A 13,524-nucleotide genomic window follows, 5' to 3' on the forward strand; every position below is an offset into this window, starting at 1 on the left:
TTCAAACGCGGCCCTCAGTCGGCTCAGAGCGCCCGCGGTGGTGAGTCGAAAACCCAGACGGCCCGTCCGTCGTCGTGTTGAGGTGCCATGGAAACGTATCTGCTCGATTGGGCCAACCTGCTGTTGCGCTGGCTGCACGTCATCGTCGCCATCGCCTGGATCGGCTCTTCCTTCTATTTCGTCTTTCTCGACAGCAGCCTCACGCCCCCCGTTGACCCACAGCTGAAGAAGGACGGTGTCAGCGGCGAGCTCTGGGCGGTGCACGGTGGCGGCTTTTACCACCCGGTGAAGTTCGCGGGCGCGCCGCCCACGCTGCCCGAGCACCTGCACTGGTTCTACTGGGAAAGTTATTCCACCTGGCTCTCGGGCTTTGCGCTGTTCCTCATTTCGTACCTGTGGAGCCCCAGCGTCTACCTGATCGACCCCAAGGTCATGCCGTGGAGTCCGGCCGGCGCCATCGCAGCCGCGCTGGCTTTCCTGGTGGTGTTCTGGTTCGCCTACGACGCCATCTGTCGCACGCTGGGGCAGACCCGCAACGGCGACGCCAAGGTCGGCGCGCTGGTGCTGGTGCTGGTCTGCGTCGCGGCCTATGCGGCCACGCAGATGTTCGCCGGCCGCGCCGCCTTCCTGCTGGTGGGCGCCATGCTCGCCACCTCGATGAGCGCCAACGTGTTCTTCTGGATCATCCCCGGCCAGCGCACCGTGGTGGCCGACATGAAAGCCGGGCGCCCGATCGACCCGGTCCACGGCCAACGCGGCAAGCAGCGCAGCGTGCACAACACCTACTTCACGCTGCCGGTGCTGTTCGCCATGTTGAGCAACCACTACAGCTTCACTTACGCCAACGAACACAACTGGCTGATTCTCATCGGCATGATGTTTGCGGGCGCCGCGATCCGCCAGTTCTTCGTCATGCGCCACGGCTACAAGCTCGGGCGTTGCCCGCACCCCTGGCCCTACGCGGCCGTCGGCCTGGTGGTGCTGCTCGCGCTCATCGTCTGGCTCAAGCCGGCGCCGGTGGCCGCGGTGGCCGTGCCCGACAAGGTGGGCTATGCACAGCTTAGGCCGGTGATCGAGCAGCGCTGCGTCATGTGCCACGGCGAAGCGTTGCAGTCCAAGGGGGTGCGCCTGGACTCGGCCGATGGCCTGAAGCAGCACGCGCAGATGGTTTACCAGCAGGTGGTGGTCATGAAGGCCATGCCCATGAACAACGCCACCGGCCTCACGGAGGACGAGCGCGCCCTGTTCGCACAGTGGTTCAAGGCCGGCGCGCCGGTGAACTGAGCTCAGTCGCAGCTGAAGCGGAACCGGTCGTCCAGTTCCAGCGGCAGCACCAGCGTGCGCAGGCCGAGCGCCCGGGAGGCCTGGCACAAGCGGTCCCTTTCGGCGGCGTTGTCGCGCCACCGGCGGTGGTACTCGGCGTTGAACACCGGCTTGCCCGCGTTGATGAATGCGGCATAGCCGCCGCACTCGTCGTATTCGTGGCACTGCTCGTTGACGGCAAAGTCGAAGTCCGGCGCCAGTGCCGCCAGTTGATCGACGTCGTTCTTCAGGCCGACGGCCAGGCCCAGCGCGTGGGCCTCGCGGGCCAGGAAACGGTTGTAGTCGAGTTGCGTGCCGGCATCCAGCGGGAAGCCGGATGGGTTGGTGTGGGCGTCCACGTTGTCCGGTTCGACACCGTCACAGCCTTTGGCGGCGGCCAGTTCCAACCGGGCTTTCATGACCGCGCGGACATTGGCCGAGCGGGTGTCCAGCCAGCGCTCGCCCGCCCAACCGGCCAGTGGGCGGCCCATGTCGCCCGCGGCAAACCGCGAAAAGTCGGGCCGCCAGTTTTCGGAGCTTCCCGCCGAGAAGTAACACACCACCCGTCTGCCCTGGGACTTGAGCTGGTTCAAGGTGGCTGTCGGTGCATCGAAAAGATCGACGTCGTACACCTTCGCCGCATGGGCGGTGTTGATGGTCCCGGACAACTGCCATTGCCAGGTGTCCGAAACGGCCGGGGTCCAGCGGGACGACGTTCCTTCACCATCGCCTCCGCCACATCCGCTCACCAGCGCCGCAGTGGTGGCAACCGCCAGCGCGAACACGAACCGAATGGGAGAGAACATTGAACAGGGCATTTGGGACTCCGGTGACAAGGGATGGCTTGTGTGCATTAACCTAGCCATTTTCAACGGAAGGGAGACCTCATGAAAACGCGCGCCGCCGTGGCCTGGAAGGCCGGCGAACCCCTGACGATCGAGACCGTCGATCTGCAGGGCCCCAAGTTGGGTGAAGTGCTGGTCGAGATCAAGGCCACCGGCATCTGCCACACCGATTACTACACGCTCTCGGGCGCCGACCCCGAAGGCATCTTCCCCGCCATCCTCGGCCACGAAGGCGCGGGCATCGTGGTGGACGTGGGGCCGGGCGTGACCTCGCTCAAGAAGGGCGACCACGTCATCCCGCTCTACACGCCCGAGTGCCGCCAGTGCAAGTTCTGCCTCAGCCGCAAGACCAACCTCTGCCAGCTCATCCGCAGCACGCAGGGCAAGGGCCTGATGCCCGACGCCACCAGCCGCTTCAGCCTGGACGGCCAGCCCATCTTCCACTACATGGGCACCAGCACCTTCAGCAACTACACGGTCGCGGCCGAAATTTCGCTGGCCAAGATCCGAGAAGACGCGCCGTTCGACAAGGTCTGCTACATCGGCTGCGGCGTCACCACCGGCATCGGCGCCGTGATCTTCACGGCCAAGGTGGAAGCGGGCGCCAACGTGGTGGTGTTCGGCCTCGGTGGCATCGGCCTGAACGTGATCCAGGGCGCCAAGATGGTGGGCGCCGACAAGATCATCGGCGTGGACCTGAACCCCGCGCGCGAAACCATGGCCCGCCGGTTCGGCATGACGCACTTCATCAACCCCAAGGACCACGCCAACGTCGTTGACGCCATCGTGCAGCTGACCGACGGCGGCGCCGACTACAGCTTCGAGTGCATCGGCAATACCCAGGTGATGCGCGACGCGCTGGAGTGCACGCACAAGGGCTGGGGCCGCAGCATCATCATCGGCGTGGCCGAAGCGGGCGCCGAGATCAGCACGCGGCCGTTCCAGCTCGTCACCGGTCGCAAGTGGGAGGGCTCGGCCTTCGGCGGCGCGCGCGGCCGCACCGACGTGCCCAAGATCGTGGACTGGTACATGGACGGCAAGATCAACATCGACGACCTGATCACCCACAAGCTCAAGCTCGAAGACATCAACCGGGGCTTCGAGCTGATGAAGAGCGGGGAGTCGATCCGCGCGGTGGTGGAGTACTGACACCCATGGAAACGCTGAGTCAGCACCACTGTTTTGGCGGCGTGCAGGGCTTCTACCGGCACAGCTCGCACACCATCGGTCTGCCCATGAAGTTCGGCGTGTTCGTGCCGCCGCAGGCCGCGCACGGCCCGGTGCCGGTGCTGTTTTTCCTGGCCGGGCTGACCTGCACCGAAGAGACCTTTGCCATCAAGGCCGGCGCCCAGCGCATGGCGGCCGAGCTCGGGCTGATGATCGTCACGCCCGACACCAGCCCGCGCGGCACCGGTATCGACGCGGCCGACGCCGCCTGGGACTTCGGCCACGGAGCGGGCTTCTACCTCGACGCCACCCAGCCGCCCTGGGCGGGCCGTTTCCGCATGGAGACCTGGGTCACGCAGGAGCTGCGCCACCTCGTGTTGGCCCACTTCCCGGCCCGCGCCGACCGGGTGGGGATTTTGGGCCATTCCATGGGCGGGCACGGCGCGCTCACCCTGGCGCTGCGCCACCCGGGGCAGTACCAGAGCGTGTCGGCGTTCGCACCCATCGCGGCGCCCAGCCAGTGCCCCTGGGGTGAAAAGGCCTTCACCGGCTACCTCGGCGAGGACCGCAGCGGCTGGGCCGCGCACGACGCCACCGAGCTCATCAAGGCGGGCCACAAGGCGCCGCCCCTGCTGGTGGACCAGGGCCTGGCGGACCAGTTCCTCGCCGCCGAGCTGCACCCCCACCTGCTGGAAGCCGCCTGTGCCGAAGCGGGCCAGCCGCTCACCCTGCGCCGCCACGCGGGCTACGACCACGGCTACTACTTCATCGCCTCGTTCATCGACGACCACCTGCGCCACCACGCGCGCACGCTGCTGGCCTGATCAGCTGTTTTGCCAGATCACCTTGCGGCCCGAGGATTCCCAGCGTTCGTAGTGCTTCGCGTACAGGTCTTCGATGCGGTTGCGCTTGACCTTGAAGGTCGGGGTGATCACATCGTTGTCCACCGTCCAGGCGGTGGTCACGAGCACGAGGCATTGCAGCTGTTCGTGCGGGTCGAGCGTGGCGTTGATGCGTTGAAGGTGTTGTTCCAGTGAGTGTTCGAGCTCGGCGCGCGCGCCGGCATCGGCCGCCCGGGCCACGGCCTCGGCGTTGAGCATCACGATGCCCAGCGGCTGGCCCAGGTTGGCGCCGGTCACCACGCAGGCCTCCACCGCTTCGTGTTCCACCAGCTTGTCCTCGATCGGTGCGGGCGCCACGTATTTGCCCTTGCCGGTCTTGAACAGGTCCTTCACCCGGCCGGTGATGCGCAGCAGGCCCTGGGCGTCGATCTCGCCCTTGTCGCCGGTCCTGAGCCAGCCATCTTCGGTGAAGGCCTCGCGGCTCCGTTCCGGATCCTTGTAATAGCCCAGCATCAGCGCTTGGCTGCGCATCTGCACCTCGCCCGTGGCCGGATCGATGCGGTGTTCGACGCCCTCGTAGACCGGGCCCACGGTGCCCTGCTGGTTCTTGCCCGGCTCGGTGATGTGCGAAAGCGCGAGGTTCTCGGTCATGCCGTAGCCCTCGTTGATGTGCAGCCCCAGCCGGCTGTACCACTGCAGCAGGGCCAGTGGCATGTGGGCGGCGCCCCCGGCGGCGAACTGGCACTGGTCCAGGCCCAGCGCCTTCATCACCTTCCTGCGCACGATGCCGCCCAGGATGGGGATGCCCAGGAGCCGGTTGAGCTTGGCCGGCGGCATCTTGTGGTGCACACCCTGCTGGAACTTCACCCACAGGCGCGGTACCGAGAAGAAGATGGTGGGCCGAGCGCGTTGCAGGTCGGCCGCGAAGGTGTCGAGCGACTCGGCGAAATACACGTGCATGCCGGTGCGCAGCCAGCCGTGTTCAACCAGCATGCGCTCGACCACGTGCGCCAGCGGCAGGTAGGACAGCATGCGGTCGTCGGCCGACATGGGGATGCGCTTGAGGCCGGAGTCGAGTGCCCAGGCGAAATTCTCGAAGCTGTGCATCACGCCTTTGGGCAGGCCGGTGGTGCCCGAGGTGTAGATCAGCGTGGCCAGCTCTTCGCCCTGGCGCAGCGGTGTGCCCTGCAGCGGCTGGTGGCGCCCGCAGATGGTGTCCCAGCCTTCGTAACTTTCGATCGCGTCCAGCGGTGAGAGCGCGTAGCTGATGCAGGGCAGGCCTTCGGGCACACCGGGCTTCATGCCCTCCCAGCCGTCGAGCTTGCCGATGAAGCAGGCCTTGGCCTCGCTGTGGGTCAGGATCTGGCGCACCGTCTCGGCCGCCAGCGTGGGGTACAGCGGCACCGACACATGGCCGGCCATCCAGATCGCCAGGTCGCTCATCATCCACCAGGCGCAGTTCTTCGAGAGGATGGCCACCTTGGAGCCCGGCTCCCAGCCCTGGGACTGCAGGTGCGCTGCCATGCGTCGCACCTGATCGCCGATCTGGCTCCAGGTGAAGTCCTGCACCGCGCCCGCGCCCATGGGCTGCGTGAGGGCCACGCGGTTGGGCGTGGTCTTCTCCCAGTGGTACAGGCGCTGCAGCGCGAGCAGGTCGGGCGCGATCTTGGGCATGTTCTTGTCTCCTTGAGGGTGTTGTGTGAACCCGCCAATCTACCAAGCGGGCGCCCAAGCGTTTAGAGGGTTTCACCTGTTCGGGGGGCCATGTGTCCCGGATGCCTCGCCGCAGGGTGGCCGCCGCGGTGGGAGGGTCGGGGCGCGCGGACAAGGTGCGATACTTTGGCGCATGTGGTCGACACGCCTCTCCATTCCCGTTCTCCGCCATCCCTTGGCCCGATGGGGCCTGCTGCTCGTCTGGTGGGTCGCTGGCATGGCCGGCGCCGCGACCCCGGGCGACCAGCCGCAGGGGGTGGACACCTCGCACCACAACACGGCGGTGGACTGGACCGCGCTGTACGCCGGCGGCGTGCGCTTCGTCTTCATCAAGGCGACGGACGGGATGGACTACCTGGACCCGGCGTTCGCCGACAACTTCCGCGCCGCGCAGGCGGCCGGCCTGCTGCGCGGCGGCTACCACTTCTACGAGACCAACGACGACGGAGCCGCGCAGGCGGCGTGGTTCATCCGCCATGTCGATCTGCAACCCGGTGACCTGCCGCCGGTCGTGGACATCGAGCGCATCAAGGCGCCGGTTGACGGCGACCTGCACACCCAGTTCGCCGCCTTCCTCAACGCGCTGGAAGCGCACTACGGCCAGCCCGCCATCATCTACACCGGTCCCGATTTCTGGAACCACGCGATGCGCCAGCACTTCCCGGGCCATCCGCTGTGGGTGGCCCAGTACGGTGTGCCCGCGCCGACCGTGCCCGACGGCTGGTCCAGCTGGACCCTGTGGCAGTACACCGAAACCTGGCAGCCCCCGGGCGCCAAGGCGCCGATTGACGGCAACGTGTTCAATGGTGACGCCGCGAGCCTGCAGCTGTTGCGGCTGCCTTCGAAAAGTGCCGGGGCGAACGGCGCGGTGAAGACCTCCCCGGTTTCCCCGGCGACGAAAAGTCCGCGCTGACGGCAGGGTGGAGCCTCCAGTGGGATCGCCCGCTGTTAGGCTGCGGCCGACGGCGTCTTGCGGTACGGTTATTGCAACGCATGCCCATGCACACCATGACCCAACCAGTCACCCCTGTTGAATCCGACGACGCCGAGCCCGCCAGCGGCTGGGCGCGCGCGGTGCTGACCTTCGACGTGGACGCCCACGCCGCGGCGCAGGGTTCGTGGCGGTTTGGCTACGAGCAGCTCTCACAGGGCAGCTTCCGTGGCGAGCTCACCATGGTGCAGCTCGAAGGCCTGCGCCTGTTTGGCGAGCGCACCAATCTGGCCGTGCGCCAGCGCGGCCAGTTGGGCGACAGCGTGTACGGTTTCGCCATGTCGGTGCAGGCGCCGTCGCCGGTGTTCTTCCATGGCCAGAAGGTCGCGCCCGACGCGATCATGTGCGGGCGCGGCAACCAGATCGACGTGGTCACGCCGGTCAACCACGCCATGATCGCGATCGTGGTCGAGCGCAGCCTACTCAACCCGCTGTGGGAGCTCATGTACCACAAGCCCCTGGCCGGCTGGCTGGAGCACCAGCTGGTGCTGGAGGCCTCCAGCGCCGCCGCCGACATGCTGCGCCAGCGGCACCTGCAGGCGCTGCAGCAGTCGCTCGCGTTGGCGCAGCAGTACCCCGATGCGTCGGCCCTGAACCAACTGCGTGACGACATCCTGATCGAGTGGATCGAAGCGCTGCCGCCGTCGGTGGACATCTCCGATCTCGACACCCTGGAGCGGCGCAAGCGCATGGTGGACAAAGCCTGTGAGCTGATGCTGGCCCACCCCGACGAACCGCTGTCCATCCTGCAGGTGTGCAGCCGCGTGGGCGCGAGCCGGCGCAAGCTCAACTACTGCTTCCAGGACGTGCTGGGCACCTCGCCCACGCAGTACCTGCGCGCGCTGCGGCTCAACGGCGTGCGGCGCGGCCTGAAGAACGCCAGCGCGTCCGACACGGTGCAGGACGTGGCCGCGCGCTGGGGTTTCTGGCACCTGGGCCAGTTCTCGCTCGACTACAAGAAGCACTTCTTCGAACTGCCGTCCGAGACCTTGGCGCGGGCATGGCGCCGATAGACATGGGGCCCTTGGGTCGTCGATCAGCTGTCCGACGAATTCATCAAATAGCGTGAGCAGGTATTTCGAGCGGTCGCAATGTAGCGATGGCTGCGATCCAGAGCGCCGTCTTCGCCCAGGCGAGGAACAATCCATCCGACATAGGTCACCGCACGCAGCGCCAGGAACAGGTCGAGACAACCCGTGTCGATCGACCTGACGCTCAGGTAGCCCCGTAGCAGCGCATCTTTCAGCCTGGAGAAGTTGGGCGCGTCGAGGAACTTGAGCAGCGTGGTGGCCAGATCGAACACCCGATAACCCCAGCCCCCATCGTCGAAGTCCAGCATCCCGATCCGGCCATCGCTGATCAACACGTTTTCGCGAACGAGATCGGCATGGATCAAACCATGGTCGAGGCCGCTGGCCATCAGGCGCAGGGCTTGCGCCGCCCTGGCCCTGAAGTCCTCAAACAGGGCCTTGTCTTCGGCCGGCAGCGCTGGATGTTCCCAGAAGCGTCCCCAGAGCGGCGCCTCGCCCAGCAGGCCGTCGGCGTCCCACGTGACGCGCGCAAAACCGACGGGTTTGGCCCAGGCATCGGAAGCCGCATGGAACAGCGCCGTGCACCGGCCCAGGTTGTGGAACAGCGCTTGCGCGTCGGCGTCGGTGCTCTCGGTCAGCAGCGCGCCCAAGGTCTGGCCAGGCATCCAGGTCAACAGGTCCACCAGATGGCCGTCCACCTGTTCCATCAAATGCCCCCGCCGGGAAGGAACGGGTCTCGGCACGAGGATGCCCGCCCGATCCAGTGCCGCCATCCACATCAACTCGGACTCGATTTCGACGGGTTTGCGGTAGCCGGGGCGTTTGAGACGAAGGGCGTAGTCGCCGGTGGCGTCGGAGACCCGATAGACCTGGTTTTCCCGACCCGCCACGAACCGCAGGCGCGCATGAGCGAGGCCCCATTCGGCAGCCGCCTTTTGGGCGAGATCCGTCATGACAGCGGCGCCAGTTCGGCCAGAACATCGTCCAGCGTCTGCACCAGCAGGCCCAGGTGTTCTTCCGAGAAGGTCATGGGCGGGCGGATCTTGAGGGTGTTCTTGTGCCGTCCCAGCTTGGAGAGCAGAACACCCCGGTCGCGCATCGCCTCCACCACCTGGTCAGCGAAACCCGAGGCGGGCTCCAGCGTGGTCTTGTCCTTCAGGAACTCGACGCCGAACACCATGCCGCTCTGTCGAACGTCGCCGATGACGCCGTACTTTCTGGACAGTTGGTTCAGCGCCTTCGCGGCCAGGGCACCGATCTTGGCGGCATTGGCCTGCAGGTTGCGCTGCTGAATCTCTTCCAGCACCGCCATGGCGGCCGCGCAGGCGACGGGATTGCCGCCGAAGGTGTTGAAGTAGCGGTAGGAGTTCCGAAAGCGCTCCATCACCTCCGGCCGCGTGACCAGGCCCGCCACCGGGTAGCCATTGCCCATGGGTTTGCCCATCGTGACCACGTCGGGCGTCACGCCCTGCTTCTGGTGCGCCCAGAAATGGCTGCCGCTGCGGGCAAAGCCCGACTGCACCTCGTCGCAGATCAGGAGGCCACCGGCGTCACGGACCACTTGCTCCGTCGGGCGCAACCAGCCCGGGGCCTGGGTGGGAAAGCCTTCGTTCAAGAACAGCGGGCACACGATCAGCGCCGCGAAGCCGATGCCCGAGCGCTCCAGCTCGTCGATCTGTTCCTGCACCTTCGCAGCGAAGCGCAGCCCCTGGGGGTCGTCGATGCGCAGGCTGTCGGGCGCCTCGACATGGCGCACGTACTGGTCCAGCCCGTAACCGAATTTCGGCGCATTGCCGGTCGACAGCTGGCTCACCAGGCTGGTGTTGCCGTGGTAGGTGGCATCGGTGGCGATCACCCCGCGCTTGCCGGTCATGGCCTCGGCCATGCGCAGCGCGATGTCGTTGGCCTCGGAGCCGGTGCAGGTGATCAAGGCGTTGGAGAGTTCGCCGCCATAGGTGGACGTCAGCTTCTCGGCGTAGTTCACCAGGTTCTCGTGCAGGTAGCGGCTGTGCACGTTGAGCTGTGCGCTCTGCGAACAGATCGCGTCCACCACCCTCGGGTTGCAGTGCCCGACGTGGGGCACGTTGTTGTAGCAGTCCAGGTAGCGGCGGCCCTCCGCGTCCCACAGCCACACGTCCTCGCCCTTCACGATGTGGATCGGACGCTGGTAGAAGGTGGACACATTCGGCCCGAGAAGGGAGCGCCTTCTCTCCATCAGTTCGGTTTCATTCATTGCAGATTCCATCAAAACAGCCAACCAGGAAAAACGAGTTCTGGCGCCTGCGGCGCCAGAACTTCTTCAGCACATGCGTCCAGACAAGGAAACCTTCAGGAGATCACGTCCTGGATCAGTTCCTTGTTCTCCTTGTGGCGAACGATCGCGAAGAAGTAGCCCAGCACGAGCACCCCAAAGGGCATCAGCGCCATGAACCAGCCCAGACCATTCATGGCCCAGGAGGTGGTCGTCGGGTCCATGCCTTCGGCGACGGCCCCCGTCAGCAGGCCGAACCGTGCCAACAGGAGGTAGAGCCCGACCGACAGACCGACGGTGGCCAGCACCGGCGCAATCAGCGACTGGAAGAGGTTCGCATCGCCGGGCACCCGGCGGAACCAGGCGATCACCGCCAGACAGACCAGGATCTCGATCAGCAGGATGGAGACCACCGCCAGACCGGAGAACCAGAAGAACATGTTGAGGATGGGGTCCAGGCCCGCCACCGCAAAGAGCGCAATGACAGCAGCGGTGATCACCGAGACGATGATCGAGCCGGCCGACGGTGCACCGCGCGGGTTGACCTTGGCCAGTGCGGCCGGCAGGGTGCCGCCACGGCCCAGGGCAAACAGGTAGCGCGCGGCGGAGTTCTGGAACGCCAGCATGGCGGCAAACAGGCTGGAGAGCACCAGGCTCTTCATCAGCGCAGACAGCCAGTCACCCACATACTGGCCGGCCAGCGTGAACAGCACATTGGCGGGATTGACCAGGGGCGCGCCGTCGACCGACGACAGCTCGACCACACGGTCCATCACCTTGCCAGCGCCCAGGCCACTGACCACCGCAAACGAGGTGAAGGCGAACAGGACGGTGATCAGCACCACGGCGACGTACGTGGCCAGCGGCACGGTGCGCTTGGGGTCGACCGATTCTTCACCGTAGATGGCGGTGGCTTCGAAGCCCACGAAAGAGGCGAACGCGAAGGCCAGCGCGATGCCGGCGGAGCCCGCCAGACCACCGGCCAGGATGTTGGCCGGGCTGAAGGACGCCGCAAAATTCCACCCCTCCGGGCCACCCTGCACGAAGATCGCCACCGCAGTGACCACCAGGCTCAGGAGCTCCAGCCCCATCAACAGACCCAGCACGTGCGCCCCCACGTCGACACTGCGCAGCGACAACCAGGTCACCGCGGCCCACGCCACCAGGGACCAGCCCCACCAGGGCAGCCCCCCGGCCTGCTCGGCCATCAGTCCACCGAAGAAGCCGAAGATCGACAAGTGGATGGCCAGGTAGGCCAGCAGCGAGACGAAGGCCGAGCCCACGCCCAGGTGCAGGCCCATGCCGCGACCGATGTAGGCGAAGAACGCGCCGGAGTTGGTCACCTGGTGGCTCATGGCGGCATAACCCACGCTGAACAGCAGCAGGATCAGACCCGCCAGCAGGTAGGCGCCCGGCGCGGCGGCGCCGTTGCCCAGCAGGATGGCAGCGGGCAGTGCCCCGGTCATGCCCACCAGCGGCGAAGCGGCGGCGACCACGAAGAAGACGATGCCGATCACGCCCAGGCGGCCGGAACGCAGGGAGGACTCGGTGCCCGGGGCGGGCCCGGACGATGAAAGTGAAGTGGAGGCGGTGTTCATGGCTGTTCCTCGTCGTTGTGTCTGTGTGATCCGTGCCACTGGCTTTTGGCGCCAGGGTGGACGGATGCTAGGGACGGGCGGCCAAACGGGTTATCAAAACTGCGCACGATGGGGTCCGGGTTTCTCCCAATCGGCTGCGGTGCTGCTGCGCTGAGCACCATGAAGCGACAGACGTTCCCTCCTGGGCGCGCTCCGTCCTGGCTTTCTGCCATCGGACACCCTGAACCGGGGCGAAAAAAGGGCACTCAGGGTAAACCCGAGAGGTGGTTTTGCGCATTTCCGATCACGCCCATCCGGGTGTGACAGGCACAGTGCGCCGCATGACTGCCCACTACCCTGCTCTTTCACTTCACGTGGCCGGCCAATGGCTGTCCAGCGGATCGGGCGGCGAACGCCCGGTGATCAACCCAGCCGACGAAGCCTCGCTGGGCATGCTGCCCCTGGCCGGCCCGGCCGAGCTGGCGGCCGCCGCCGAATCGGCCCAGCGCGGTTTTGAACAATGGCGCCGCGTGCGCCCGCACGACCGCTACGTCATCCTGCGCCGCGCGGCCGAACTGCTGCGCCAGCGCGCCGATGAGATCGCCACGGTGCTCACGCTCGAACAGGGCAAGCCGCTGGCCGAAGCCAAGCGTGAGGTGCTGCTCTCGGCCGACATCATCGATGTCCAGGCCGAAGAGGGCAAACGCCTCTATGGCCGCGGCGTGGCGCCGCGGGTGGACGGCATCCTCTCGCACACCGTCACCCGCGTGCCGGTGGGCCCGGTGGCGGCGTTCACGCCCTGGAACTTCCCGGTCAACCTGCCCAGCCGCAAGCTCGGCAGCGCGCTGGCCGCGGGCTGCAGCGTGGTGCTCAAGCCGGCCGAAGAAACGCCGGGCAGCGCCATGCTGCTGGTGCGTTGCTTCCTCGACGCGGGGGTTCCCGCCGACGCGATCAACCTCGTGTGGGGCGATCCGGCGCTGGTGTCTTCGTTCCTGATCGAGCGGCCCGAGATCGCCAAGGTCTCGGTCACCGGCTCGGTGGCCGTCGGCAAGCTGCTGGGCGAGCAGGCCGCGCGCCACGTCAAGCGCTTCACCGGCGAGCTGGGCGGCCACGCGCCGGTCATCGTGGCCGATGACATGTGCGAAGGCAGCGCCCTGGACTTCGTGCTCAAGCAGTCGGTCAGCGCCAAGTACCGCAACGCGGGCCAGGTCTGCGCCTCGCCGATCCGCTTCTACGTGCCGCGCGCGCAACTGGCCGTCTTCAGCGAACGTTTCGCCGCCGCCGCGCAGAAGCTGCAGCTCGGTTCGGGCCTGGACGCTGCCACCCAGATGGGACCGCTGACGCACGCGCGCCGCATCGAGGACATGGAGCGCTTCGTGGACGATGCCGTGGGCCAGGGCGCGCGCCTGCTCACCGGCGGCCACCGTGTGCAGCGGCCCGGCTTCTTCTTCGAACCCACCGTCTTCGCCGAAGCCCCGGCCAGCACGCGGGTGATGCAGCAGGAGCCCTTTGGCCCGATCGCCGTGATCCAGCCCTACGACACGCTGGACGGCGCGATCGAAGAGGCCAACGCGCTGCCCTACGGCCTGGGCGCCTACGCCTTCACGCGCGACCTGCACACCGCGCATCGGCTGGGCGAGGGCATCGAGGCTGGCATGGTCGGCATCAACCACTTCGGCGTCTCGCAGCCCGAGCTGCCCTTCGGCGGCATCCGCGAGAGCGGCATCGGCCACGAACAGGGCCCCGAGGGCATCACGCACTACACCGAAATCAAAACCATCACGGTAGGCCAACCGTTCTGAACC

At 66.8% G+C, this 13,524-nt stretch carries 11 protein-coding genes; 6 read left to right on the forward strand and 5 right to left on the reverse strand.

From position 1 onward, the window contains the following. Positions 1-87 precede the first annotated feature (87 nt). Positions 88-1,284, forward strand: a complete 1,197-nt coding sequence (locus tag KIH07_RS10600) for a urate hydroxylase PuuD (protein WP_226491926.1) — start codon at positions 88-90, stop codon at positions 1,282-1,284. A gap of 2 nt (positions 1,285-1,286) precedes the next feature. Here the strand turns inward: KIH07_RS10600 and KIH07_RS10605 are convergent, their stop codons facing one another. Further along, a complete protein-coding gene (locus KIH07_RS10605) occupies positions 1,287-2,108 on the reverse strand; it encodes an endo alpha-1,4 polygalactosaminidase (RefSeq protein ID WP_226491927.1) in 822 nt (273 codons plus the stop codon). Between the two features lie 81 nt (positions 2,109-2,189). Between KIH07_RS10605 and KIH07_RS10610 the strand changes: the two genes are divergently transcribed. Together KIH07_RS10610 and fghA are read left to right on the forward strand one after the other, a co-directional pair. Then, the gene (locus KIH07_RS10610) at positions 2,190-3,296 is read left to right on the forward strand and encodes an S-(hydroxymethyl)glutathione dehydrogenase/class III alcohol dehydrogenase (RefSeq protein ID WP_226491928.1); all 1,107 of its coding nucleotides are present in this window, start codon (positions 2,190-2,192) and stop codon (positions 3,294-3,296) included. 5 nt (positions 3,297-3,301) lie between these two features. Continuing rightward, complete coding sequence (fghA, locus tag KIH07_RS10615) at positions 3,302-4,138, forward strand: S-formylglutathione hydrolase (protein ID WP_226491929.1); 837 nt, start codon at positions 3,302-3,304, stop codon at positions 4,136-4,138. On the opposite strand, the gene KIH07_RS10620 is transcribed toward fghA, so the two are convergent. Then, positions 4,139-5,830, reverse strand: a complete 1,692-nt coding sequence (locus tag KIH07_RS10620) for an AMP-binding protein (protein ID WP_226491930.1) — start codon at positions 5,828-5,830, stop codon at positions 4,139-4,141. It abuts the gene before it with no gap. Between the two features lie 172 nt (positions 5,831-6,002). Here KIH07_RS10620 and KIH07_RS10625 point away from each other — a divergent pair, with 172 nt between their 5' ends. After that, a complete protein-coding gene (locus KIH07_RS10625; RefSeq protein WP_226491931.1) occupies positions 6,003-6,782 on the forward strand; it encodes a glycoside hydrolase family 25 protein in 780 nt (259 codons plus the stop codon). An 86-nt stretch (positions 6,783-6,868) separates the two neighbouring features. Next, entirely contained in the window at positions 6,869-7,873 is a 1,005-nt protein-coding gene (locus KIH07_RS10630) for a helix-turn-helix domain-containing protein (protein WP_226491932.1), read from the forward strand. 23 nt (positions 7,874-7,896) lie between these two features. Here KIH07_RS10630 and KIH07_RS10635 read toward each other — a convergent pair whose 3' ends face one another. The 3 genes from KIH07_RS10635 to KIH07_RS10645 all read right to left on the reverse strand — a co-directional run bounded on the left by KIH07_RS10635 (position 7,897) and on the right by KIH07_RS10645 (position 11,740). Beyond that, the gene (locus KIH07_RS10635) at positions 7,897-8,844 is read right to left on the reverse strand and encodes a phosphotransferase enzyme family protein (RefSeq protein WP_226491933.1); all 948 of its coding nucleotides are present in this window, start codon (positions 8,842-8,844) and stop codon (positions 7,897-7,899) included. Continuing rightward, positions 8,841-10,124, reverse strand: coding sequence for an aspartate aminotransferase family protein (locus KIH07_RS10640; protein WP_226491934.1), 1,284 nt, complete (start codon positions 10,122-10,124; stop codon positions 8,841-8,843). The genes KIH07_RS10635 and KIH07_RS10640 overlap by 4 nt, the downstream gene beginning before the upstream one ends. 95 nt (positions 10,125-10,219) lie before the next feature. Further along, the gene (locus KIH07_RS10645; protein ID WP_226491935.1) at positions 10,220-11,740 is read right to left on the reverse strand and encodes an APC family permease; all 1,521 of its coding nucleotides are present in this window, start codon (positions 11,738-11,740) and stop codon (positions 10,220-10,222) included. Between the two features lie 320 nt (positions 11,741-12,060). On the opposite strand from KIH07_RS10645, the gene KIH07_RS10650 reads away from it, so the two are divergent. Further along, on the forward strand, positions 12,061-13,521 hold the full coding sequence (locus KIH07_RS10650) for an NAD-dependent succinate-semialdehyde dehydrogenase (protein ID WP_226491936.1): 1,461 nt from the start codon (positions 12,061-12,063) through the stop codon (positions 13,519-13,521). Positions 13,522-13,524 lie beyond the last annotated feature (3 nt).

Source organism: Hydrogenophaga taeniospiralis (genome assembly GCF_020510445.1).
Lineage (GTDB): Bacteria > Pseudomonadota > Gammaproteobacteria > Burkholderiales > Burkholderiaceae_C > Hydrogenophaga.

Coding starts and splice junctions, on each gene's coding strand:
- KIH07_RS10600 (WP_226491926.1), top strand. CDS start 88: ATGGAAACGTATCTGCTCGATTGGGCCAACCTGCTGTTGCGCTGGCTG.
- KIH07_RS10605 (WP_226491927.1), bottom strand. CDS start 2,108: ATGTTCTCTCCCATTCGGTTCGTGTTCGCGCTGGCGGTTGCCACCACT.
- KIH07_RS10610 (WP_226491928.1), top strand. CDS start 2,190: ATGAAAACGCGCGCCGCCGTGGCCTGGAAGGCCGGCGAACCCCTGACG.
- fghA (WP_226491929.1), top strand. CDS start 3,302: ATGGAAACGCTGAGTCAGCACCACTGTTTTGGCGGCGTGCAGGGCTTC.
- KIH07_RS10620 (WP_226491930.1), bottom strand. CDS start 5,830: ATGCCCAAGATCGCGCCCGACCTGCTCGCGCTGCAGCGCCTGTACCAC.
- KIH07_RS10625 (WP_226491931.1), top strand. CDS start 6,003: ATGTGGTCGACACGCCTCTCCATTCCCGTTCTCCGCCATCCCTTGGCC.
- KIH07_RS10630 (WP_226491932.1), top strand. CDS start 6,869: ATGCACACCATGACCCAACCAGTCACCCCTGTTGAATCCGACGACGCC.
- KIH07_RS10635 (WP_226491933.1), bottom strand. CDS start 8,844: ATGACGGATCTCGCCCAAAAGGCGGCTGCCGAATGGGGCCTCGCTCAT.
- KIH07_RS10640 (WP_226491934.1), bottom strand. CDS start 10,124: ATGAATGAAACCGAACTGATGGAGAGAAGGCGCTCCCTTCTCGGGCCG.
- KIH07_RS10645 (WP_226491935.1), bottom strand. CDS start 11,740: ATGAACACCGCCTCCACTTCACTTTCATCGTCCGGGCCCGCCCCGGGC.
- KIH07_RS10650 (WP_226491936.1), top strand. CDS start 12,061: ATGACTGCCCACTACCCTGCTCTTTCACTTCACGTGGCCGGCCAATGG.